Below are 22567 nucleotides of genomic sequence, written 5' to 3'. Positions count from 1 at the left end.
GAATATCACTGGTATCCCTTGAACTTCCCGCGCCGGACGGCCAGCCTGTAGGCCAACGCTTCGGACTTTTGGGTCGAAGTCGGTCCTTTTTCGCAGAGGCTATCGCATGTCGCTTCCCCGCCCGCGCACCGTTCTCCTGCTGCTGTTGCTGCTCCTGGCAATGGCGGTCGGCGCGGCGTGGCTGGCGGTTCCGCGCCTGCTGGCGAGTGCCGGGGTCAACGTCGAGCAATGGCGGGGCCTGGGCATTTCCCGCGACGGCCTGACGCTGCAGCGCTTGGCTCTCCAGCGACAAACTCAGAATGGCTCGCGCCTGGCAACCCAGTTGCAGGATCTGCGCATCGGTTGGCCCGAACATGAAGACGGGCGCTGGCGGCTAAGGGAATTGGCTGCCGGCAGCATCGACGTCCGCCAGTGGCCGGGCCAGGACGCGCTGGAGGATGAAACCGGGCTGCCGGACATCGCCCAGCTCAATCGCTGGCTGGCGCTGCTGCCCGGCCGACTGGCGCTGGAGCGTGTCGTCGTCGAATTGCCCTGCGCCCGCGAGCAACGCTGTACCCTCAATGGCAGCGCGCACTGGCAGCAGATCCAGGGCGGCGCCGCGGCGCTGGGCGGCGAGCTGCGCCAGGGCGGTCAGCAACTGGCGTTCAATGGCTTGCTGCAACCCGGCGATGGCCAATGGCGCCTGCACTTGGACAGCTACCTGGACAACGAGCCGCTGCTTTCCCTGGATTCCAGCTGGGCGCCCGCCAGCCGCCAGCTCAGCGGCAGCATTGCCAGCCCCGCCGTACCGCCGGTGCAGGCGGTGCGCAACTGGCTGGGCATGTGGTTGCCGACACCGAACCTGCCACTGCCGATACCCGAGGCCGGGCGCCTGCGCCTGAGCTGGGACACTCATCTGACCGGCAGCGCCGCCTGGCCTGACTGGCCGGGCCTGCGCGACGGGCGCGGCAGCATCGATCTGTCCCTGCAGCTGCCGCAACCTTGGCCACTGCCGGGCGCGGGCAACCTGCAAGGTGACCTGCGGCTGATCGCCAGCGCGACTGATCGCGGCTGGCGCCCTTCGGTGGTCAGCGGTGACCTGCGCCTGTCCGATCTCTACGGCGACTGGCTGCAGGCGCTGCCGGTCGGCCTGCGCCCGGCACGCCTGACCCTGCACCTGGAGCCCGGCGTAGAAGAGGAAGTCGGCAGCGTGCGCGCCGACCTGCGCGCGGTGGGTGCCGCCGACCTGCGTCTGCGCTCCCGCGCGGCCCTGTTGGAGGCGACCCCGCTGGCGCTGCAACTGAGTGATTCCCGGCTGGAAGGGAATGTCCCGCACCTGGAGTTGGCCGGCCTGCGCGGCGACAACAGCCGCGTCGACCTGAATTTCGACGGCCGGGTCGATCAGCAGTCGGCGAGTTTCAACCTGGCCGATAGCGCGCAATTGCTGGTCGGAATGCTGACCGGCCCGCAGTCACTCAAGGCCAACAAGCTTGCCGCCACGCTGGGCAAGGGCACGCTGAGTCTGGGGTACGCTGGGGACACGCCGGCCACCCTGCAACTCAACGCCCCGCTGAAACTGACCGTGGGCGAGTTGCGCCAACCCCACGTCAAACCGCTGTCCTGGAATGCCATGGGCACACTGGCGACGAGCCTCGAAGCCCAGCAGTTCAAGGGCCGGCTGCTCAACAGCGGTGGCCTGAATGCGGAGGTCGAGCTGAGCCACTCGGCGCAGCAGGGTGTTGCTCTGGTCGCGCGGCAGCCGGAGTTCTTCCTGCGCACCGGCAACCCGCTGGAAAAGTCCCTCGGCGACTGGCCGGGCCTGCTCAGCCTGAACAATGGCAAGGCGAGCTTCGACCTGAACTGGCGCCTGCCGCCGGGCGCCGCTGCGCAGAGCCTCGACCTGAACCTGCGTGGCAGCGGGCTGGAGGGTGTCTACGATCGCAGCGAGGTGCAAGGCCTCGACCTGCAGGCGAAGTTCGCCCTGAAGGGCTCGCAGATGCAGTTGCAACTGCCGCAGGTAAAAGTCGCCACGCTGAACCCCGGTGTCACCCTCGGCCCACTGTCCCTGCAGGGTAATTACAAGGCCTCGCTGGCGGCGCCGCTGGCGGGCCGGGTCGACTGGCGGCAGGCGGAGCTGGGGCTGTTCAAGGGCCGCGCCTGGCTGCCGGCGGGGGCCGTGGATCTTTCTGCGCTGGGGCAGGGTCTTACCCTGAAGCTGGAGGGGCTGGCCCTGGAGGCGATCCTCGCGGCGTATCCGGCGGAGGGCCTTTCCGGCAACGGCATCATCGATGGCAACCTGCCGCTGGGCCTGCACGAGGGCAAGCTGGTGATCCGCAATGGCGAAGTGGCCGCGCGGCAACCCGGCGTGCTGCAGTTCCGTTCGCCGAAGATCCAGTCGCTGGGCCAGAGCAACCCGGCCATGCAACTGGTGGCCACCGCCATCGACGATTTCCGCTACGACAAGCTCAGCAGCCGCGTGGATTATGATGAATCCGGCAAGCTGCTCCTTGCCCTGAGCCTGAGCGGGAGCAATCCCGAGCTGGAGCAGGGCCGGCCGATCAACCTCAACGTCAATCTGGAGGAGAACGTGCCCAAGCTGCTCACCAGCCTGCAACTGAGCGACCGGGTCAGCGACACCATCCGCAAGCGCGTGCAGGACCGCCTGCGCAACGACCCGGCCGCCGCGCCATGACCGCAAGGAGAACCTGAAATGCGCCTCCGCGCCCTATTCGCCCTACTGCTCCTGGCCGGCCTTGCCCAGGGCTGCACGCCCACCGTGCAGCTGGCAGCGCCCAAGGAGCCGATCAACATCAACCTCAACGTGAAGATCGAGCACGAGATCTATATCAAGGTCGACAAGGCGCTCGACGGCATCATCAACGAGAACAGCGGCCTGTTTTGAGAAGGAGCCTTTGCATGAGATTGCACCGCAAACTGGGCGTCGCGCTGGTCGCCCTCTGCCTGAGCCTGCCGGTCATGGCCATGAGCCTGGAGCAGGCGATGTCCGCGCTGGGCGGCGCCAAGTCCCAGGGGCTGGTCGGCGAGCAGCCCGACGGTTACCTGGGTGTCGTGAAGAACAGCGGCGACGCCGCGGATGTCGCCGCGCAGATCAACGCCGCGCGCCGCGCCGAGTACCAGAAGGTCGCCAGCCAGAGTGGCGCCACCCTCAAGGACGTGGAAGCCCTGGCCGGCAAGAAGGCCATCGAGCGCACGCCTTCGGGACAGTACGTACAGGTCAACGGCCAGTGGGTGCGTAAGTAAGCACGCCAAGGGGATTTCCCTGCTCGCCGCCGCTGCCGGCGGTGAGTCCGGGGTGTTGCGGCGGAAGCAGGTAATTCCCGTCGGGAAATGCTCCGGCGCGAGAAGTTCTGGCCAATCTCCTTCTGTTCGCTATTTCCTCTGGGTCTGGTGAAATTTTCGCCAGATACTCGACCATCCGGTCTCGGGTAAAAATGCGTTGATCCTGGTGGATGTCCCTCCGCGAAAGCGACTTTCGCCAGGAATTTTCGTCAAAACACGTATCGCATTCAGTGAATATCGCTGAGCCCGACTTCCTATACTGCGCGCATCTACGTTCAGAATAAGAAACGTCCGCGCCCCCGGCGCGACGTAGGAGGCAAAGATGCGCGTTCTGGTGCTTGGCAGCGGTGTGATCGGTACCGCCAGTGCTTACTATCTCGCCCGTGCCGGCTTCGAAGTGGTCGTCGTCGACCGCCAGCCCGGCCCGGCTCTTGAAACCAGCTTCGCCAACGCCGGCCAGGTGTCCCCTGGCTACGCCTCGCCCTGGGCTGCCCCAGGCATCCCGCTCAAGGCCATGAAATGGCTGATGCAGACCCACGCGCCCCTGGCCATCAAGCTGACCGGCGACCCCAGCCAGTACACCTGGATGTGGCAGATGCTGCGCAACTGCAATGCCAAGAGCTACGCGGTGAACAAGGAGCGCATGGTGCGCCTGTCCGAGTACAGCCGCGACTGCCTCGACGAACTGCGTGCGGAGACCGGCATCACCTACGAAGGCCGCTCCCTGGGTACCACCCAACTGTTCCGCACCCAGGCCCAACTGGACTCCGCTGCCAAGGACATCGCCGTCCTGGAAAGCACCGGCGTCCCCTATGAAGTGCTGGATCGCGCCGGCATCGCCCGCGTCGAGCCGGCCCTGGCCAAGGTGGCCGACAAGCTGGTCGGCGCCCTGCGCCTGCCCAACGACCAGACCGGCGACTGCCAGATGTTCACCACCAAGCTGGCCGAGATGGCCAAGGCCCTGGGCGTGGAGTTCCGCTTCGGCCAGGACATCCAGCGCCTGGACTTCGCCGGCGACCGCATCAACGGCGTCTGGGTCGATGGCCAACTGGTCACCGCCGACCGCTACGTGCTGGCGCTGGGCAGCTACTCGCCGCAGATGCTCAAGCCGCTGGGCATCGACGCCCCGGTCTACCCGCTCAAGGGTTACTCGCTGACCGTGCCGATCACCAACCCGGACATGGCGCCGACCTCGACCATCCTCGACGAGACCTACAAGGTCGCGATCACCCGTTTCGACCAGCGCATCCGTGTCGGCGGCATGGCGGAAATCGCCGGCTTCGACCTGTCGCTGAACCCGCGTCGCCGCGCCACCCTGGAAATGATCACCACCGATCTCTATCCGGAAGGCGGCGACGTCAGCCAGGCAGAGTTCTGGACTGGCCTGCGCCCGGCCACCCCGGACGGTACCCCGATTGTCGGCGCCACCCGCTACCGCAACCTGTTCCTCAACACCGGCCACGGCACCCTGGGCTGGACCATGGCTTGCGGCTCGGGACGCTACCTCGCCGACCTGATGGCGAAGAAGCGCCCGCAGATCAGCACCGAAGGTCTGGATATCTCCCGCTACGGCTCTGCCTCGGAGGTCCATGATGGCCATCCTGCGCCTGCACACTAACCAGCGGATGAGCCAGGTCGTCGTCCACAACGGCACGGTCTACCTCGCCGGCCAGGTGGCAGACGACCTCTCCGCCGGCGTCGAGCAACAGACCCGCGAAGTCCTTGCCAGCGTCGAGCGCCTGCTCGAAGAAGCCGGTACTGACAAGTCGCGGATTCTCTCGGCAACCATTTACCTTAAAGACGTCGCCGCCGACTTCGCCGGCATGAACGGCGTCTGGGACCAGTGGGTCCCGCAGGGCTGCGCCCCGGCGCGCGCCACCGTCCAGGCGGCGCTGTGCTACCCGGAGATCCTCGTCGAGGTCTCCATCGTCGCCGCACTGCCCTGATCGTTTTGCGTGGCCCGGCCGGAGCGCCGGGTTTTTTTCGTCCGTCGTTTCTGTTCCACCACCATAAGAGAGCCTCGCCATGCGTCCCGCCCGTGCCCTGATCGACCTCGCCGCCCTGCGCCACAACTATCGCCTGGCCCGTGAAGTCACCGGCGCCCGAGCGTTGGCGGTGGTCAAGGCCGACGCCTACGGCCATGGTGCGGTGGTCTGTGCCCGAGCACTGGAAGCCGAGGCCGACGGCTTCGCCGTGGCCTGCATCGAGGAAGCGCTGGAGCTGCGCGAGGCCGGCATCCGCGCACCGATCCTGCTGCTCGAGGGCTTCTTCGAAACCAGCGAACTGGAACTGATCGACGCCCATGACTTCTGGTGCGTGGTGCACTCGGCCTGGCAGCTGGAAGCCATCGAGCGCGCACGCCCGCCCAAGCCGCTGACGGTCTGGCTGAAGATGGACTCGGGCATGCACCGCGTCGGTTTCTTCCCGCAGGACTACGCCGCCGCGCTGGCGCGCCTGAAGGCGCTGCCCCACGTGGCCAAGGTCGTGCTGATGAGCCACTTCTCCCGTGCCGACGAGCTGCATTGCCCGCGCACCGCGGAGCAGGTCGCCGCCTTCCAGGCCGTGCGCGAAGCCGCGGGCCAGGGCCATGAGATCAGTCTGCGCAATTCCCCTGGCATCCTCGGCTGGTCCGAAGCGCCCAGCGACTGGGTGCGTCCCGGCATCATGCTCTACGGCGCCACCCCCTTCGAACAGGCGCACCCGCTGGCCGACCAGCTGCGCCCGGTGATGACCCTGGAATCGCAGGTCATCAGCATTCGCGAATTGCCGGCCGGCGAGCCGGTGGGCTACGGCGCACGCTTCGTCACCGACCGCCCGGTGCGCGTCGGCGTGGTTGCCATGGGTTATGCTGACGGCTATCCGCGCCACGCGCCGGACGGCACGCCGGTATTCATCGACGGCAAGCCAAGCCGCATCATCGGCCGCGTTTCCATGGACATGCTCACCGTGGACCTGACCGACCTGCCGCAGGCCGGGCTGGGCAGCCGCGTCGAGCTCTGGGGCCCCCACGTCCCCGCCAGCCAGCTCGCCGCCCTGTGCGGCAGCATCCCCTATCAGCTGTTCTGCAACCTCAAGCGGGTCCCGCGGGTCTACTCGGGCGAGTGACGGATACCGCCCGTAAAGTTTGCGCAGGATCGACGGGCGATCTGTTGTAAATACTGAACGGTGTTGCCATGATACGTGGCACTTGGAACCCGCTCGGCTCAAGCCGTTGCGGGTTCTGCCTTTCAGAGCCTGCCTGATCACAAGAATAAGGAGGACCCCACCCTTGGACGTCGGTGCTCGTCTGCAAGCCATCCGTAAAGTCAAAGGTTTGTCCCAGCGCGAACTCGCCAAACGGGCGGGTGTGACCAACAGCACAATCTCGATGATCGAGAAAAACAGCGTCAGCCCCTCCATCAGCTCGCTGAAGAAAGTGCTGGGTGGTATTCCGATGTCCCTCGTGGAGTTCTTCTCCCTGGACCTGGAACAGAGCAGCAACACTCCGGTGGTCTACAAGGCAGACGAACTCAGCGACCTGTCCAGCGGCTCGATCATCATGAAGCTGATCGGCAAGGACTACCCCAGCCGCGCCATCACCCTGCTCGACGAGACCTACCCGCCGGGCTCCGACACCGGTGACGACATGTACGCCCATGAAGGCGAAGAGACCGGCGTACTGGTCGAAGGCCGCCTGGAACTGACCGTCGGCGACGAGACCTTCGTCCTCGAATGCGGCGACAGCTACTATTTCGACAGCACCAAGCCGCACCGCTTCCGCAACCCGTTCGAAGCCCCGGCGCGGCTGATCAGCGCGACCACACCGGCAAATTTTTGAACAGCCGGTAGGACCGGCCAGACCAGCTGCGACCTAATGCCGCAAACGCCGGCTAGGTGGCGCAATTGTTTCGAGCTTCCCGGCTTTGCCGTTATACTTGCGCCCGCTCGCGCGGCCCGAGACTGTGACTGCACCGCGACCGGGCGTGATAAGCCACGATGAGGGTGAAAGGGTGAACCTGATTAGAAAAATCCTGGCAGCCCAAGCTGCCGTACTGGCCCTGTGGGCAGTGAGCGTTCAGGCCGCGACCAACGATGACGCCATTGCCAAGCGTCTCGAACCTGTCGGCAAAGTCTGCGTCCAGGGCAAGGAATGCGAAGGCGTTGGCGCCGTAGCAGCTGCCGGTGGTGGCGGTGCCCCGCGTTCGGGCGAAGAGATTGTCGGCAAGGTCTGCACCAACTGCCACGGCAGCGGCCTGCTGGGCGCGCCGAAAGTCGGCGACAAGGCTGACTGGGGCAAGCGTGCGAAAGAGCAGGGCGGCCTTGACGGTCTGCTGGCCAAGGCCATCTCGGGTATCAACGCCATGCCGCCCAAGGGCACTTGCGCTGATTGCTCCGACGACGAGCTGAAAGCTGCGATTCACCACATGTCCGGCCTGTAACAGCCGACCTGTGCGAAAAGCCGCCTAAGGGCGGCTTTTTCATGCCCGCGATTTGTCACCTGGTGCGTCGCGGGAGCAACTTTTGCGTAAAGCCGGTCCAAACTCCTGTCGTTGAAACGAACCAGGAGGGACGCCCGGTGCAATCCTGCTCGATCGAAACTGCCGTCGAAGAACTGCTGCAACGCCTGGACGGGCATATCCGCCTAGGCCTGCCGCTTGGGCTGGGCAAGCCCAATCAACTGGCCAACGCGCTGTACCGGCACATCCGCGAGAACCCGCGCCGCCAGCTGACGCTCTACACCGCACTGTCGCTGGGTCGCCCGCAGGCCGGCGGCGAGCTGCAGCGGCGCTTCCTCGAACCCTTCGTCGAGCGCATCTACGGGGACTATCCCGAACTGGACTACCTGCACGACCTGCGCAGCGGCAGCCTGCCCGAGAACATCCGCGTCGAGGAGTTCTACCTGCAGCCTGGCAGCCTGCTGGACAGCGCCCCTGCGCAGCAGAATTACATCAGCTGCAACTACAGCCACGTGGCGCGCGACATCAACGCCAAGGGCGTCAACGCCGTTGCTCAGTTGGTGGCCCGAGACCCGGCGCGGCCGGGCAAGCTCAGCCTGGCCTGCAACCCGGACATCACCCTCGACCTGCTGCCGATGCTGCAGCGCCGCCGCGCGGCGGGGGAAACCATCGTCACCATCGGCGTCGTCCACGACCAACTGCCTTACATGCCTGGCGACGCCGAGGTGGACGAAGACTTCTTCGACCTGCTGGTGGATGCGCCGGGCGACAGCAGCACGCTGTTCTCCACGCCCAACCTGCCGGTGGGCCTGCAGGACCATTGCATCGGTCTGCACGCCAGCGCCCTGGTACGCGACGGCGGCACTTTGCAGATCGGCATCGGCTCCATGGGCGACGCCCTCACCTCGGCGCTGCTCACCCGCCAGCGCGACAACGACGGGTACCGTGCGCTGCTCGACAGCCTCGATTCCACTGCCCGCCACGCCGGGCTGATCGAGCGCGACGGCGGTCTCACGCCCTTCGAACAAGGGCTGTATGGCTGTAGCGAGATGTTCGTCCCCGGCCTGCTGGCGTTGGCCGAGGCGGGTGTTCTGAGCAGGCGGGTTGCGGCGCGGCCGGGCGCTTCGCCCACCGAACCGGGCGTCTGGCTGCATGGCGGCTTCTTCCTCGGCCCGCAGGCTTTCTACCAGCGCCTGCGCGAAATGCCCCGCGAGGAGCTGGCCGGAATCGGCATGACCGGCATCGGCTTCGTCAACAACCTCTACCGCGACGAGGAGCTCAAGCGCTCGCAGCGCCGCGATGCACGCTTCATCAACAGCGCCTTCACCGTCACCCTGCTGGGCGCCGGCGTGGCCGACCAGCTGGAAGACGGCCGGGTGCTCAGCGGCGTTGGCGGGCAGTACAACTTCGTCGCCCAGGCCCATGAACTGGAGGGCGCGCGCTCGATCCTGATGCTGCGCAGCTGGCGCGAATCCGAGGGCGAGCTGAGTTCCAACATCGTCTGGAACTACGGCCACACCACCATCCCCCGGCATCTGCGTGACATGGTGGTGACCGAGTACGGCGTGGCCGACCTGCGCGGCAGGAATGACGCCGAGGTCATCGCCGCGCTGCTGGCCATCGCCGATTCGCGCTTCCAGGACGAGCTGATCGCCCAGGCCCAGGAGGCCGGCAAGCTGCCGAAGGATTTCGAGCTGGACGCGCGTTACCGCCACAACACCCCGGAGCGCCTGCGCGAGGCGACCCGGGGGCTGCGCAAGTTGCTGCCGGAATTCCCGCTGGGCTGCGATTTCACCGATCACGAGCGCGACCTGCTGCGGGCGCTGGGCTGGCTGAAGAGCAAGCTGCGCCTGAGCGAGATTCTCGAACTGGGCAAGGCGACCCTGGATGCGCCGGAGCCGGAGGCTTTCCCCGCGCACCTGGAGCGCATGGGGCTGGCGAAGCCGGAGGGGTTGCGCGAGGAGCTCTATCAGCGCCTCGTCCTGGCCGGCCTCAAGGCCAGCGCTGAGCAGGGGGGGTAGGAGCGAGCTTGCTCGCGAACCGCATGGCACGTTCTATGGCCAGAAGAGCTTCGCGAGCAAGCTCGCTCCTACAGGACATGCCGGATCCCTCGTGCAGGCATGAAAAAGGCGGGCCCTGTCGGTGCCCGCCTTTTTCGTGGAACGCGCTGGATCAGTCCTCGAGGAACTGGACCTGACCGCCCGCCAGGGACTTCACGCGAGCCAGGGATTCCACGCGGTAGCCTTCGCTTTCCAGCAGGGCGCGGCCTTCCTGGAAGGACTTCTCGATGACGATGCCCAGGCCGGCGATGCTGGCGCCCGCCTGCTGGATCAGGTCGATCAGCGCCTTGGCGGCATGGCCGTTGGCGAGGAAGTCGTCCACCACCAGCACGTGGTCGGCGGCGGTCAGGTGCTTGGCGGAGATGGCGATGGTGCTTTCGGTCTGCTTGGTGAAGGAGAAGACCTTGGAGATCAGCAGGTCATTCTTCAGCGTCAGCGACTGGAACTTGCGGGCGAAGATTACCGGGATCCCCAGTTCCAGGCCGGCCATGATCGCCGGAGCGATACCCGATGCCTCGATGGTGACGATCTTGGTGATGCCCTGGTTTTTGAAGCGTTCGGCGAACTCATGGCCGATCAACTTCATCAGCGCCGGGTCGATCTGGTGGTTGAGGAAGGCGTCTACCTTGAGGACCTGTTCGGAAAGAACGATGCCTTCGCTGCGGATTTTGTCTTTGAGAGTGTTCACGGGGGTGCTTCCGAAAGCGACTGTCGCTGATGAAGCGCGTAATTCTACAACGCCATAGCCCCTCTGCGCGACGTTCCGACCAATGCAATTGCTGATCGAGTGGACAGTTTTTCGATGGGTGGAGGCGTGGGGATTGTCTGCCGGGTATCTGTACTGGCGATTGGCCCTATCCCTAACCCTCTCCCTGAAGGGAGAGGGGACTGCTCGGCCTCAAGCAAAACACCGAGCTGACCGGCAACATCGGACAACTCCCTCTCCCTTTAGGGAGAGGGCGGGGGAGAGGGAGCCCCGGCACGAAATCGACAGGTAACGCCCGTCAGGCTCAACGCTTGAGCATCGCCCGGATATCCGCCAGCGCCGAGTTGCCCTTGGCCACCTTGACCTCCTGCGGCGCGTCTTCCTGGCCTTCCCAGACCAGGTCCTCCGGCGGCAGTTCGTCGAGGAAGCGGCTGGGCGAGCAGTCGATGATCTCGCCGTACTGCTTGCGCTTGGCGGCAAAGGTCATCGCCAGGTTCTTCTTCGCCCGGGTGATGCCCACGTAGGCCAGGCGCCGCTCTTCCTCGATGGTGTCGGCCTCGATGCTGGAGCGGTGCGGGAGGATTTCCTCTTCCACGCCGAGAATGAACACGTAGGGGAATTCCAGGCCCTTGGAGGCGTGCAGGGTCATCATCTGCACGCCGTCGGCGCCTTCTTCCTCTTCCTGCTGGCGCTCGAGCATGTCGCGCAGCACCAGCTTGGCGATGGCCTGCTCGATGGTCATGTCGCCTTCTTCGTCGCGCTCCAGGGTGTTCTTCAGCGCTTCGATGAGGAACCAGACGTTGCCCATGCGGAAGTCGGCGATCTTGTCGCTGGAGGCGTTCTGCCGCAGCCAGTTCTCGTAGTCGATGTCCATCACCATGCTGCGCAGCGCACCGATCGGATCGCTGCCGGCGCACTGCTCGCGGACCTTGTCGATGAAGCGCTTGAAGCGCTGCAGGCGCTCGATATAGCGGGCGTCCAGGTGTTCGGACAGGCCCAGCTCGCCGGAGGCGTTGAACATCGAGCAGCCGCGCTCGGTGGCGTAGTTGCCGAGCTTCTCCAGGGTGGTGGAGCCGATCTCGCGGCGCGGCACGTTGATCACTCGGAGGAAGGCGTTGTCATCGTCCGGGTTCACCAGCAGGCGGAAGTAGGACATCAGGTCCTTCACTTCCTGGCGTCCGAAGAAGCTGGTGCCGCCTGACAGGTGGTAGGGAATCTGGTGATGCTGAAGTTTCAGCTCGATCAGCTTCGCCTGATAGTTGCCCCGGTAGAGGATGGCGAATTCGCTGTAGGGCCGCTGCGTCTTCAGGTGGATGGTGAGGATTTCCATCGCCACCCGCTCTGCCTCGGACTCCTCGTTGCGGCAACGGATCACCCGGATCGGGTCGCCTTCGCCCATCTCGCTCCACAGCTGCTTCTCGAACACGTGGGGGTTGTTGGCGATGAGGATGTTGGCGCATTTGAGGATGCGGCTGGTGGAGCGGTAGTTCTGCTCCAGCATCACCACCTTCAGCGAAGGGAAGTCTTCCTTGAGCTGCATCAGGTTTTCCGGGCGCGCGCCGCGCCAGGCGTAGATCGACTGGTCGTCGTCGCCCACCACGGTGAAGTGCGCGCGCTGCTGCACCAGCATTTTCACCAGCAGGTACTGGCTGGCGTTGGTGTCCTGGTATTCGTCCACCAGCATGTAGCGCACGCGGTTGCGCCACTTGTCGAGGATCTCCGGGTGCTCCTGGAACAGCTTCACCGGCTGCAGGATAAGGTCGTCGAAGTCCACCGCGTTGTACGCCTTGAGCGTGCGCTGGTAGTGCAGGTAGACCATCGCAGCGGTCTGTTCCTTGGGATTGCGCGCTTTTTCCAGCGCCTCTTCCGGAAGGATCAGGTCGTTCTTCCAGCTGCCGATCAGGCCCTTGATCTCGTCCAGACCGTCATCGCCGGAATATTCCTTCTGCATGATGTCGGTCATCAGCGCCTTCACATCGCTCTCGTCGAAGATCGAGAAGCCGGGCTTGTAGCCCAGGGCCGCGTGTTCCTTGCGGATGATGTTCAGGCCCAGGTTGTGGAAGGTGGAGACGGTCAGGCCTTTGCCCTCGCCGGGGCGCAGCAGGGTGCTGACGCGCTCCTTCATCTCGCGGGCGGCCTTGTTGGTGAAGGTCACGGCGACGATGTACTGGGCGCGGATGCCGCACTGCTGGACCAGGTAGGCGATCTTGCGGGTGATCACGCTGGTCTTGCCGGAGCCGGCGCCGGCCAGCACCAGGAGCGGGCCGCCGACGTAGTTCACGGCCTCTTGCTGCCGGGGATTGAGTCGGGACATGAAAGGCGGGGTCTGTAGTGGAGCGGGCGCGTATTCTAGCAGGCCGTGCCAGGCGTCGGGGTGCCGCTCGGAATAGCGGCGATCTGTGACACGATCGTACTTATGTGTTTTGGATAAATCTGTACATGTATTAGGCTTGTGACAGCAATACTTGAAGAAAACTCTTAAGAGTTTCTCTGAAGTTTCGTTTACATCCGTGGGATGTCCGGATGGCGTCGCTTCAAAACCGGGAGAAGTGGGCGCAGGGATGGTGCCTGGAGTTTCTCCCCTTTCTTGAGATTCATGGGGGTCACTTGGCAGCGTCGGTCGAACCAACGCGCCTGCTCCTGCTGGCGGAAGCGCCGCAGTGGGCCCAGCTACTGCGCGGGCATCTGGCCGCGTTGGGGCAGGGCTATTCGCTGATCACGGCCCCGTCGTGGCAGGCCGCCAGCAGCCTGTTCGACGAAGACCAGGTCGGCCTGGTGCTCGCCACGCCCGGCAAATTGCCGTCCGCCCACCAATGCCACCTGCCGCTGGTCCTGCTGCTGGAGCGCGAACCCGCGCAAGAGCCGGTCGGCGTCGCCGATTACCTGGTGGCCGAATCCCTCAGCGCCGAAGTCCTGCGCCGCACCCTGCGTTACGTGCGTGAACGCACCTCGCTGCAGAACACCCTGCAGAGCCTGGCCGAACAGGACCCGCTGACCGGCATCGCCAACCGCCAGGGTTTCCAGACCCTGCTGGCCGCCCGTCTCAGCGAGAGCGAAGGGCGCGGCCTGGCGCTGGGCCACCTGGACCTGGACAACTTCCGCCACGTCAACGACGCCCTCGGCCACCAGGCCGGCGACCGCCTGATCCTGCAAGTGGTGGCGCGCTTGAAAGCGCACCTGGACAACGGCGACGACATTGCCCGCCTGGGTAGCGACGAGTTCGCCCTGCTGCTGGACACCCGCCGCGACCCGGCGCGGGTCGAGAAGATTGCCGAGCTGATCGTCGAATCCCTGGGCGAACCTTACTGGGTCGAGGGCGAAAGCCTGTTGTTGGGCTGCAGCCTCGGTGTGGCCCATGCCCGCGCCGGCGAAGCCGCCGACCCTTTGTTGTGGCACGCGCACATTGCCATGCAGCAGGCCAAGTCGCGCCAAGGCTGCACCTTCCACGTCTTCGACGAACGCATCAACCGCGGCGCCCGCAGCCTTGCCGACCTGGAAAGCGAACTGCGCCGGGCGCTGCGCCGCGATGAACTGGAACTGCACTACCAGCCGCGCCTGGACCTGCACAGCGGGCAAATCGTCGGCCTCGAAGCGCTGGTGCGCTGGCGCCATCCCGAGCGCGGCCTGCTGACGCCGGGCGACTTCGTCCCGCTGGCCGAGGAAAGCGGGCTGATCGTGCCGCTGGGCTACTGGGTCATCTCCCGCGCCCTGCGCGACATGCAGTGGCTGCGCGGGCGCGGCCTGCCGCCGCTGCATATGGCGGTGAACCTGTCGTTCCGCCAGTTCCAGGACAGCCAGTTGCTGCCGACCCTGGAGCGCCTGATCCGCGAGCGCGGCGTCGACGCCCAGTGGCTGGAATTCGAACTCACCGAAACCGCCGTGATGCGCCGCAGCGACCAGGTCCAGCAGACCATGCAGGCCCTGGGCCGCCTGGGCGTGCGTTTCTCGCTGGACGATTTCGGCACCGGCTTCTCGTCTTTCGTGCACCTGAGCAGCCTGCCCATCACCCTGCTGAAGATCGACAAGAGCTTCGTCGGCGACATGCACGAGCGCCCGGAAAACCTGCAACTGGTGAAGGCCATGATCAACCTGGCGCACAACCTGAACCTGGAAGTGGTCGCCGAGGGCGTCGAAACCATCGCCCAGCAGGACGAGCTGCGCCAGTTCGGTTGCGACCAGGTGCAGGGCTACTGGATCAGCCGCCCGCTGCCGCTGGCCGAGCTGGCGCGCTTCCTGGTGTTCGGCGCCAACCGCGCGCTGCGCATGCAGGACTCGGTCAGCTAACGGCCAGCGCCACGCCGGCCGTACGCGGGCGCAGCAGGCGGGAGGTCTTCGCCTCGAAAGCCAGTGTCAGCCCGATGGCCGCGCAGGCCAGCCCGGAGGCCAATCCCCACCAGACGCCACTCGGCCCCCAGCCCAGCGCGAAGGCCAGCAGCAGCGCCATCGGCACGCCCACCAGCCAGTAGCCCGCCAGCCCGACGAGGAAGGTGGTGCGCGCGTCTTTCAGACCACGGATCGCGCCCATGGCGATGCACTGGGTGCCGTCGAACAGCTCGAACCACGCGGCGATGGCCAGCAGGCTGACGGCCAGCTTCACCACTTCGCGGTTGGCCGGGTCGTTGTGGTCGATGAACAGGCCGATGACCAGCTCCGGCGCGAGCCAGAACAGCGCGGCGAAAGCGAACATGCAGCTGGCGCCGAAGCCGATGCCCAGCCGCCCGGCGCGGCGCGCCTCGACCAGCCGGCCGGCGCCGTAGTGCTGGCCGATACGGAAGGTCACCGCGTAGGAAATCCCCATCGGCACCATGAAGGCCACGTATACCGACTGGATGGCGATCTGGTGCGCCGCCAGCGCGGTGCTGCCGATCACGCCCATGCACAGGGTCGCCACGGTGAACATCCCCGACTCCACCGCATAGGTGCCGCCGATGGAAATACCCAGGCGCAGGGATTCGCCGATCACCTTGAAGTCAGGTTTCGACAGCCCGGCCAGCAGCGGGTAAGGCGCATAGGCGCGGTGCCAGCGCAGGTACAGCGCGAAGATCACCGGCAGCGCATTCATCACCACCGCGGTGACCATGCCGATCCCCGCCAGCCCCAGGCGCGGTAGGCCGAACAGGCCTTCGATGAAGGCATAGTTGAGGGCGAAGTTGGCCAGCGCGCCGATCAGGCTGATGGCCATGACCGGACCCGGCCGCTCGATGGCGCTGGTGAAGCCGCGCAGCACCATGAAAGCCATGTAGCCGGGCAGGGCGAAGACGATGCTGTGCAGAAAACTCATGGTGCCCGCGACCGTTTCCGGCGCCTGGCCGAAGGCGATCAGGATTGGCCCGAGGTTCCACAGCAGCAGGCCCGCCAGCAGCGCCAGGGCGCCGCCGATCCACAGGCCGGCCTGGGTCGCTTCCACCACGCCGCGTGTATCCTTTGCGCCATGCCGGATCGCCACCAGGTTGCCGGTGGCCGCTACCACACCGACGCAGAAGGTCGACACCAGCGCATAGGTCGACGCGCCCAGCCCGCCAGCGGCCAGCGCCTCGCGGCCGAGCTTGCCCATCATCACGGTGTCGGTGAACACCATGGCGACGTAGGCCAGCTGCGCCGCGATCAGCGGGCCGGCGAGGCGAAGGATGGCGGCAAGTTCGTAACGGTACAGGCGTTTCATGAGTCAGGCTCAGCAAGCGGCAGGCGCCGCATCGATAGGGAGTCGCCCATTCTCCGGCCACCGTGGAGGCGGGCACAAAAGGAAAAATGCGATGCCATCCATGAGTCATACTCATGAGTAAAGCCCTTTGGAGCCCGCCATGAACCGCCAGTTGCCGCCCCTTTATGCCCTGCGCGCCTTCGAGGCGGCCGCCCGGCATGCGTCCTTCACCCGCGCCGCCGAGGAACTGGCGATCACCCAGAGCGCGGTGAGCCGGCACATCAAGACCCTGGAGGAGCACTTCGCCTGCCGCCTGTTCCAGCGGCGGGGCCGTCAGCTGGAGTTGACCGAAACCGCGCGGATGCTGCTGCCCGGCCTACGCGATGGCTTCGATGCCCTGGAGCGCGCGTGCGCCAGCCTGCGCGCCGAGGAGGGCGTGCTGCGTCTGAAGGCGCCCTCGACCCTGACCATGCGCTGGCTGCTGGCGCGGCTGAGCAAGTTCCGCATGCAGCACAGCGATATCGAGGTGCAGCTGACCAGCGCCTGGATGGACGTGGACCGCGTGGACTTTGTCCACGAGCCCTTCGACTGCGCGGTACTGCTGAGCTCCGGGCACTTCCCGCCGGATTGGGAAGCCACCCTGCTGTTCCCCGAATGGCTGATTCCGGTCGGCGCGCCCGCGCTGTTGGCGGACGGTCCCTGGGACGCCGAGCGGCTGGTCGACGCCGAGCTGCTGCACCCTACGCCCGACCGCCGTGACTGGCGGCGGTGGCTGCAACGCATGGGGCTCGGGGAAAAGGTCTCGCTCAAGGGTGGGCAGGTGTTCGACACACTGGAGCTGGGCATCGTCGCCGCGACCCGCGGCTACGGGGTTTCCATCGGCGACCTGGTAATGGTCGCCGAGGACGCCAGCCAGGGCCGGCTGGCGCTGCCCTGGCCCAGCGCGGTGGCCAGCGGCGAGAGTTACTACCTGGTCTGGCCCCGTGCGCGCCGGCATCAGGAGCGGCTGCGTCGGCTGCGCGACTTCCTGCAGGCGGAGATGCAGGCCATGCAACTACCGCAGGTGGAATACCTCGATTGAAGTGTCCTAATGAATAATCTGTCAGCCTCTGCCTTCAGTCGGAATGCCATGAACTCCATCGACCGCCTGATCCAGCTCGCCGGCCTGCGTGGCAGCCTCGACCTGCGCTGCCAACTCCAGGGCGACTGGGCGCTAGACCATGAACAGGCGCCGGGCGGCGTGGCGCAGTACCACATCCTGTTGTCGGGGCGTTGCCAGGCGGAAATGCCTGACGGCCAAGTCCTTCAGCTGAAAGCCGGCGACGTCCTGGTCTTCCCCCGCGGAGGCGCGCACCTGTTGCGCAGCCAGGGGCCGAAGGTCATCCCGGTGCCCCCGCAGGTCAGCCAGGACGGCCTGCTGCCGGTGCATCGCATCGGCGGCGAAGGTGAGGCGCTGGATATCCTATGCGGTAGCTTCCACTACCAGCGCGACTCGCTGCTGATCGGCGCACTGCCGGCGTTCCTTAACATCTCCAGCCAGGCGCCGGCACTGAGCGAGCAACTGGCCGCACTGGTCGGCCTCCTGCGTGCCGAGGCAGATGGCAATCAGGCTGGCGCGCGCTTCCTGGTCGATGCGCTGTCCTCGGCGTTGTTCACCCTGATCCTGCGCGTCTACCTGCAGGAGCACGCGCCCAGCAGCGGCACCCTGGCGCTGCTCACCGACAAGCGCCTGAGCCGCGCCTGGCAGGCGATGCTCGACGACCCCGCCCACGAGTGGACCATCGAGATGTTGGCCGAGCGCGCCAGCATGTCCCGCGCCACCTTCATGCGCCTGTCCACTCAGGTGGCCGGGCTGTCGCCCTGGGCGCTCCTGACGAAAGTGCGCATGGAACTGGCCTACCGCCTGTTGAGCAGCTCGCAGCTGAGCCTCACCGACATTGCCGCCCAGGTCGGCTACCAGTCCCAGGCGTCCTTCACCAAGAAGTTCAAGGAAACGTACGGCGACGCCCCCGGTCGCCTGCGTCGCGCGGTGAACTAGACCAGCCGTCGTCGCCAGCAAAGCCACGTGGCGCGTATGGATATGTCCTGCCGCCTTCGCGACGCTTTACGTCGCTGCCGTCGCAGAGCTGAAACAGCGCTTTGCTAGGGTCATTGCTGGACTAGTCCAGTGAAGGCCCGCCATGGGCCTTCCCCATACCCACAAGACCACTCGGGGGAATTCCATGAAGCCCATGCGCACCTTGCTTGCCGGCCTGATCCTGGCCGGCCTCGCCAGCACCTCTTTCGCCGCCACCGAACTGAAACACTGGCCGGCGCCGGCCGCCAAGCAGCTCGATGCCCTGATTGCCGCCAACGCCAACAAGGGCGCCTTCGCGGTCTTCGACATGGACAACACCAGCTACCGCTACGACCTCGAGGAATCGCTGCTGCCCTTCCTCGAAATGAAAGGCGTGCTGACCCGCGAGAAGCTCGACCCCTCGCTCAAGCTGATCCCCTTCAAGGACGTCAACGGCCACAAGGAAAGCCTCAACAGCTACTACTACCGCCTCTGCGAAGTCGACGACCTGGTCTGCTACCCCTGGGTCGCCCAGGTGTTCTCCGGCTTCACCCTCAAGGAACTCAAGGGTTACGTCGACGAACTGATGGCCTATGGCAAGCCGGTGCCCAGCACCTACTACGAAGGCGACGTGGTCAAGACCATCGAGATCAACCCGCCCAAGGTCTTCACCGGCCAGACCGAGCTGTACAACAAGCTGATGGAGAACGGCATCGAGGTCTACGTGATGACTGCCGCCCACGAGGAACTGGTGCGCATGGTCGCCAGCGATCCCAAGTACGGCTACAACGTGAAGCCCGAGAACGTCATCGGCGTCACCACCCTGCTCAAGGACCGCCAGAGCGGTGCGCTGACCACCGCGCGCAAGCAGATCAGCGAAGGCAAGTACGATCCCAAGGCCAACCAGGACCTGGAGATCACCCCCTACCTGTGGACCCCGGCGACCTGGATGGCCGGCAAGCAGGCGGCGATCCTCACCTACATCGACCAGTGGAAGAAGCCCATCCTGGTCGGCGGCGACACCCCCAGCAGCGATGGCTACATGCTGTTCAACGGCACCGCCGAGAATGGCGTGCACCTGTGGATCAACCGCAAGGCCAAGTACATGGACCAGCTCAATGGCATGATCAAGAAGAATGCCGAAGCCCAGGCCAAGCTCGGCCAGCCGGTCACCGCCGACAAGAACTGGGTGATCGTCACGCCCGAAGAGATCCAGTAGGCGCGTAGCGCTTGCATAGGAGCGCGGGCGCTCTGGTAGGGCGCTTAACGCGCCAGCGTTATCCGCCGAGATGCTATCGGCGGATAACCCGTTCCGGGTTCTGTGCCCTACGGCCCTGCGCCATCCTGCGGACTGACTCCGGATTCACACTGTAGGAGCGCCGTTGCCCGGACTGGAGCCCCCGCCCCAAGCCAAATCCGGGTGAATGACTCAAGTATTCTCCCGCCCCGCCGATAGCCTGTGCAGACCGGCGAGCCACGCCGGCACTCCCCTCGAACCGAAGCAGGCCGCTCCTCGAACCACGGGCGACGGCCCGCCGTTGCGTGCAGAACCAGAAAAATGAACCAGCCCCGATCCCGTATCGCCCTCCAGTTGGCGATGGCCCTGGCCGTGCTCCTGATCCTGTTGATCAGCGGCAGCACGCTGTTTGCCCTGCGCTCGCTAGACAGCGCTACCCTGACTACCCGCGAAGAACACCTCGCCAGCGAAGCGCGCCTGCTGGCGGACCAGCTGGAAACCTTCCACGGCACCCTGCGCGAGAGCACCCAGCGCCTCGCCGACCTGTTCGAGAAGCGCTTCGCCGCCGGCCTGAAAGCACGCCTTGATGAGCGCGTGCCGGTCGCCGCACTGCAAGCCCCGGCGCTGTACCTGGGCGACACTCGCCTGAACGGCGACTTCACCCTGGTCGACGAATTCCGCCAGCTCACCGCCGGCGTCGCCACCGTGTTCGTGCGCGATGGCGATGATTTCGTGCGCATCACCACCTCGCTGATGAAGCAGGACGGCAGCCGCGCCATGGGCACCGTGCTCGACCACAACAGCCCGGCCTACCCGCTGCTGATGCGTGGCGAGAGCTACGTCGGCCGCGCGCTGCTGTTCGATCGCTTCTACATGACCCAGTACACCCCGGTGCGCGATGGCAGCGGGCGGGTGATCGCCGTGCTGTTCGTCGGCTTCGACTACACCGACGCGCAGAAGCGCCAGTTCGACAACCTCGGCCGTTTCCGCCTCGGTCAGGGCGGATCGCTGGCGCTGCTGGACGAACAGCACCACTGGCTGGTGCCGCCGGCCGGCGCGCGCAACCCCGAGCGCGCCGCCAACAGCCTTGTCGGCCTGCTGGACAGCCCGGGCCGAGGCCGCTTCTGGAGCGACGGTCAGGATGATTTCTACAGCGTGGCGCAGCCCTTCGCCGGCGGCCCCTGGACCGTCGTCGCGAACATGCCCAAGGATGAGATCCGCGCGGTGACCTGGCGCGTCGGTGGCCAGTTGGCCATGGGCAGCCTGATCGCCATGCTGCTGGCGGTGATCGCCACCACCTGGCTGCTGCAGTGCCGCCTGCGCCCGCTGGGCGATCTGGTGCGCCAGGCCCATGCGCTGGGCGCCGGCGATCTGGGCGCGCGCCTGTCGGTTGCCAGCCGTGACGAGATCGGCGACCTGGCGCGCAGCTTCAACCAGATGGGCGAGGCACTCTCCAGCATGGTCTCGCGGGTGCGCGGCGCGGCTGAGGAAGTGGGGCATTGCTCGCGTTCGCTGTCGGGCCTGTCCAGCGGCGCGTATGCCGGCATGGAGCAGCAGTCCGGCGAAATCAACAGCATGGCCGGCGCGGTGGAAGAATTCAGCGCCACCTCGATGGACATCGCCGACAACATGCGCAGCACCGAACGTATGGCCAGCGAGAACACCAAGCAGACGCGCATCGGCTTGCACTCCATGGACGATGCCTCCGCCGCGCTGGCGCAGATCGCCGGCGCGTTGCAGCAGACCGTGGAGCGGGTGAACCGCCTCGGCACGCGTTCCCAGGAGATCGGCAGCATCGTCGGGGTGATCACCTCGATTGCCGAGCAGACCAACCTGCTGGCGCTCAACGCCGCCATTGAGGCCGCCCGTGCCGGCGAGCAGGGCCGCGGTTTTGCCGTGGTCGCCGATGAAGTGCGCAGCCTGGCGGCGCGCACCCAGGCCGCCACCACGGAAATCTCGCAGATGATCGGCGCCATCCAGCAGGACACCGGTAGCGCCACCGAGACCATCGAGCAGGGCAGCCAGCTGATGCAGCACGGGCTGGCATTGAACGAGAAGGTCGCCGCGGCACTGGCGGAAATCTCCCAGCAGAGCAGCGCGGCCGGCGAGCAGTTCGCCGCCATCACCACCGCGACCCAGGAGCAGAGCCGCACCGCGACCCTGCTCAGCAGCAACCTGCAGGGCATCGCCCAGGCCAACAGCGAGCAGCGTCAGGTGGTGGCCGATCTGGCGCAGACCGTGCGCGAGCTGGACAGCCTGGCCGCCGGCCTGCGCGACGAGGTCGGGCGCTTCCGCTGAAGCGCCGGGCGGGTCAGTCCTTGAGCTGGCCCAGCCCGTACTCCAGGCTCGCGGCGGACAGCTCGCCCATCTGGCTGTGCTTCAGCCGCCCCTGGGCGTCGTAGAACAGCGTGGTGGGCATGCCGTAGGAGCCGGTGGCCTGGCCGAGACGGTTGCCGCTGTCGAGCAGCACCGCCGCTTCGCTCAGGCCCTGGTCGCGCAGGAAGCGCTGCACGGCTTCGGCGTTCTCGCCCTGGTTGACCAGCAGGAAGCGCACATCGCTGCGCTGCTGCTGGGCGGCCTCCAGCACCGGCATCTCGCGTCGACACGGCGGGCACCAGGTCGCCCAGAGGTTCACCACCATGGGCCGGCCATCCAGCGCGCGCAGGTCCACGGCGGCACCGCGCAGGTCCATCACCGTGAGTTCGGGAATCTGCTGGCTGCGGTCCAGCGCCGAGGTCACGGCCTTGCCGCCACCCCACAGGCACACACCGACCACGGCCGCGACGGCCAGCGGGCGGCGCAGCTCTGTCCGCTTCCAGGCCAGCAGCGCGCCGATCAATGCGGCGGCGATCACTCCCGGCAGGGCGAGAAAGCCGCCATCGCGGATATCCACGATGCTCAGTGGCGTCGCCGCGTACTGCTCGAAATAGCGCGCGACGAAGGTCAGCCGCGCCACCAGCAGGCCACTGATGAGCATGGCGAACAGCGCGCCTTCGGGGTTGGCACCGCGCTTGCGCCCGGCCAGCCAGCCGGCCAGCAGGGCGCCGAAGAAGCCGAGGTAGAGCAGCACGTGGGGCAGGGGAAGGGCCAGCGGGCCGAGGGTGAGACTGGTCAAAGCGGGTGCCTGGCAAAAGGAAACCAAGGTACAGCAG

18 protein-coding genes are annotated in these 22567 nt (G+C 66.2%); 14 read left to right on the top strand and 4 right to left on the bottom strand.

The annotated features are described in order from the left end of the window. Window positions 1-106 precede the first annotated feature (106 nt). The 9 genes from IB274_RS18095 to IB274_RS18055 all read left to right on the top strand — a co-directional run bounded on the left by IB274_RS18095 (window position 107) and on the right by IB274_RS18055 (window position 9736). Window positions 107-2671 (top strand): YdbH domain-containing protein, encoded by a 2565-nt coding sequence (locus IB274_RS18095; protein WP_192433378.1) that lies wholly within the window; start codon window positions 107-109, stop codon window positions 2669-2671. A gap of 18 nt (window positions 2672-2689) precedes the next feature. Further along, window positions 2690-2881, top strand: a complete 192-nt coding sequence (locus IB274_RS18090) for a YnbE family lipoprotein (RefSeq protein WP_081515164.1) — start codon at window positions 2690-2692, stop codon at window positions 2879-2881. Between the two features lie 14 nt (window positions 2882-2895). Further along, entirely contained in the window at window positions 2896-3240 is a 345-nt protein-coding gene (locus IB274_RS18085) for a YdbL family protein (RefSeq protein WP_192433376.1), read from the top strand. A 361-nt stretch (window positions 3241-3601) separates the two neighbouring features. Further along, window positions 3602-4897 (top strand): D-amino acid dehydrogenase, encoded by a 1296-nt coding sequence (gene dadA, locus IB274_RS18080; protein WP_192210541.1) that lies wholly within the window; start codon window positions 3602-3604, stop codon window positions 4895-4897. Beyond that, window positions 4872-5225: a RidA family protein gene (locus tag IB274_RS18075; protein WP_192433374.1), complete on the top strand. Its 354-nt coding sequence runs from the start codon at window positions 4872-4874 to the stop codon at window positions 5223-5225. Before dadA ends, IB274_RS18075 begins: the two co-directional genes overlap by 26 nt. A gap of 79 nt (window positions 5226-5304) precedes the next feature. Continuing rightward, on the top strand, window positions 5305-6384 hold the full coding sequence (alr, locus tag IB274_RS18070) for an alanine racemase (RefSeq protein WP_192433372.1): 1080 nt from the start codon (window positions 5305-5307) through the stop codon (window positions 6382-6384). Window positions 6385-6547: 163 nt separating this feature from the next. Then, a complete protein-coding gene (locus IB274_RS18065) occupies window positions 6548-7096 on the top strand; it encodes a cupin domain-containing protein (protein ID WP_138217086.1) in 549 nt (182 codons plus the stop codon). A gap of 172 nt (window positions 7097-7268) precedes the next feature. Continuing rightward, complete coding sequence (locus tag IB274_RS18060) at window positions 7269-7697, top strand: c-type cytochrome (RefSeq protein ID WP_045217660.1); 429 nt, start codon at window positions 7269-7271, stop codon at window positions 7695-7697. 197 nt (window positions 7698-7894) lie between these two features. Continuing rightward, entirely contained in the window at window positions 7895-9736 is a 1842-nt protein-coding gene (locus IB274_RS18055) for an acetyl-CoA hydrolase/transferase C-terminal domain-containing protein (RefSeq protein WP_318652895.1), read from the top strand. A 151-nt stretch (window positions 9737-9887) separates the two neighbouring features. Here the strand turns inward: IB274_RS18055 and IB274_RS18050 are convergent, their stop codons facing one another. After that, window positions 9888-10463, bottom strand: coding sequence for a xanthine phosphoribosyltransferase (locus tag IB274_RS18050; RefSeq protein WP_192433370.1), 576 nt, complete (start codon window positions 10461-10463; stop codon window positions 9888-9890). Window positions 10464-10785: 322 nt separating this feature from the next. Then, the gene (gene rep / locus IB274_RS18045; protein ID WP_138217085.1) at window positions 10786-12795 is read right to left on the bottom strand and encodes a DNA helicase Rep; all 2010 of its coding nucleotides are present in this window, start codon (window positions 12793-12795) and stop codon (window positions 10786-10788) included. 293 nt (window positions 12796-13088) lie between these two features. Here rep and IB274_RS18040 point away from each other — a divergent pair, with 293 nt between their 5' ends. Continuing rightward, window positions 13089-14765: a putative bifunctional diguanylate cyclase/phosphodiesterase gene (locus IB274_RS18040; RefSeq protein WP_192433368.1), complete on the top strand. Its 1677-nt coding sequence runs from the start codon at window positions 13089-13091 to the stop codon at window positions 14763-14765. Here the strand turns inward: IB274_RS18040 and IB274_RS18035 are convergent. Beyond that, the gene (locus tag IB274_RS18035; protein ID WP_192433366.1) at window positions 14758-16143 is read right to left on the bottom strand and encodes a NorM family multidrug efflux MATE transporter; all 1386 of its coding nucleotides are present in this window, start codon (window positions 16141-16143) and stop codon (window positions 14758-14760) included. The two genes, IB274_RS18040 and IB274_RS18035, sit on opposite strands and share 8 nt — an antisense overlap. 139 nt (window positions 16144-16282) lie before the next feature. Here IB274_RS18035 and IB274_RS18030 point away from each other — a divergent pair, with 139 nt between their 5' ends. The 4 genes from IB274_RS18030 to IB274_RS18015 all read left to right on the top strand — a co-directional run bounded on the left by IB274_RS18030 (window position 16283) and on the right by IB274_RS18015 (window position 21713). Continuing rightward, entirely contained in the window at window positions 16283-17203 is a 921-nt protein-coding gene (locus IB274_RS18030; RefSeq protein WP_192433364.1) for a LysR substrate-binding domain-containing protein, read from the top strand. Window positions 17204-17251: 48 nt separating this feature from the next. Next, window positions 17252-18160, top strand: coding sequence for an AraC family transcriptional regulator (locus IB274_RS18025; RefSeq protein ID WP_192433362.1), 909 nt, complete (start codon window positions 17252-17254; stop codon window positions 18158-18160). Between the two features lie 184 nt (window positions 18161-18344). Continuing rightward, window positions 18345-19397: a haloacid dehalogenase-like hydrolase gene (locus tag IB274_RS18020; protein WP_401089803.1), complete on the top strand. Its 1053-nt coding sequence runs from the start codon at window positions 18345-18347 to the stop codon at window positions 19395-19397. 339 nt (window positions 19398-19736) lie between these two features. Further along, window positions 19737-21713, top strand: a complete 1977-nt coding sequence (locus tag IB274_RS18015; RefSeq protein WP_192433360.1) for a methyl-accepting chemotaxis protein — start codon at window positions 19737-19739, stop codon at window positions 21711-21713. A 13-nt stretch (window positions 21714-21726) separates the two neighbouring features. Here IB274_RS18015 and IB274_RS18010 read toward each other — a convergent pair whose 3' ends face one another. Continuing rightward, window positions 21727-22530 carry a TlpA disulfide reductase family protein gene (locus tag IB274_RS18010; protein ID WP_192433358.1) on the bottom strand — a complete coding sequence of 268 codons (804 nt, stop codon included), beginning with the start codon at window positions 22528-22530 and terminating at the stop codon, window positions 21727-21729. Window positions 22531-22567 lie beyond the last annotated feature (37 nt).

The organism is Pseudomonas sp. PDM18 (assembly GCF_014852585.1).
Taxonomy (GTDB): domain Bacteria; phylum Pseudomonadota; class Gammaproteobacteria; order Pseudomonadales; family Pseudomonadaceae; genus Pseudomonas.
This window is presented reverse-complemented; position numbering and strand designations above follow the sequence as displayed.

Bases quoted from the DNA above. Each gene is read 5' to 3' on its own strand.
- IB274_RS18025 (WP_192433362.1), top strand. From the start codon at position 17,252: ATGAACTCCATCGACCGCCTGATCCAGCTCGCCGGCCTGCGTGGCAGC.
- IB274_RS18095 (WP_192433378.1), top strand. From the start codon at position 107: ATGTCGCTTCCCCGCCCGCGCACCGTTCTCCTGCTGCTGTTGCTGCTC.
- dadA (WP_192210541.1), top strand. From the start codon at position 3,602: ATGCGCGTTCTGGTGCTTGGCAGCGGTGTGATCGGTACCGCCAGTGCT.
- IB274_RS18030 (WP_192433364.1), top strand. From the start codon at position 16,283: ATGAACCGCCAGTTGCCGCCCCTTTATGCCCTGCGCGCCTTCGAGGCG.
- IB274_RS18075 (WP_192433374.1), top strand. From the start codon at position 4,872: ATGGCCATCCTGCGCCTGCACACTAACCAGCGGATGAGCCAGGTCGTC.
- IB274_RS18090 (WP_081515164.1), top strand. From the start codon at position 2,690: ATGCGCCTCCGCGCCCTATTCGCCCTACTGCTCCTGGCCGGCCTTGCC.
- IB274_RS18015 (WP_192433360.1), top strand. From the start codon at position 19,737: ATGAACCAGCCCCGATCCCGTATCGCCCTCCAGTTGGCGATGGCCCTG.
- rep (WP_138217085.1), bottom strand. From the start codon at position 12,795: ATGTCCCGACTCAATCCCCGGCAGCAAGAGGCCGTGAACTACGTCGGC.
- IB274_RS18085 (WP_192433376.1), top strand. From the start codon at position 2,896: ATGAGATTGCACCGCAAACTGGGCGTCGCGCTGGTCGCCCTCTGCCTG.
- alr (WP_192433372.1), top strand. From the start codon at position 5,305: ATGCGTCCCGCCCGTGCCCTGATCGACCTCGCCGCCCTGCGCCACAAC.
- IB274_RS18020 (WP_401089803.1), top strand. From the start codon at position 18,345: ATGAAGCCCATGCGCACCTTGCTTGCCGGCCTGATCCTGGCCGGCCTC.
- IB274_RS18035 (WP_192433366.1), bottom strand. From the start codon at position 16,143: ATGAAACGCCTGTACCGTTACGAACTTGCCGCCATCCTTCGCCTCGCC.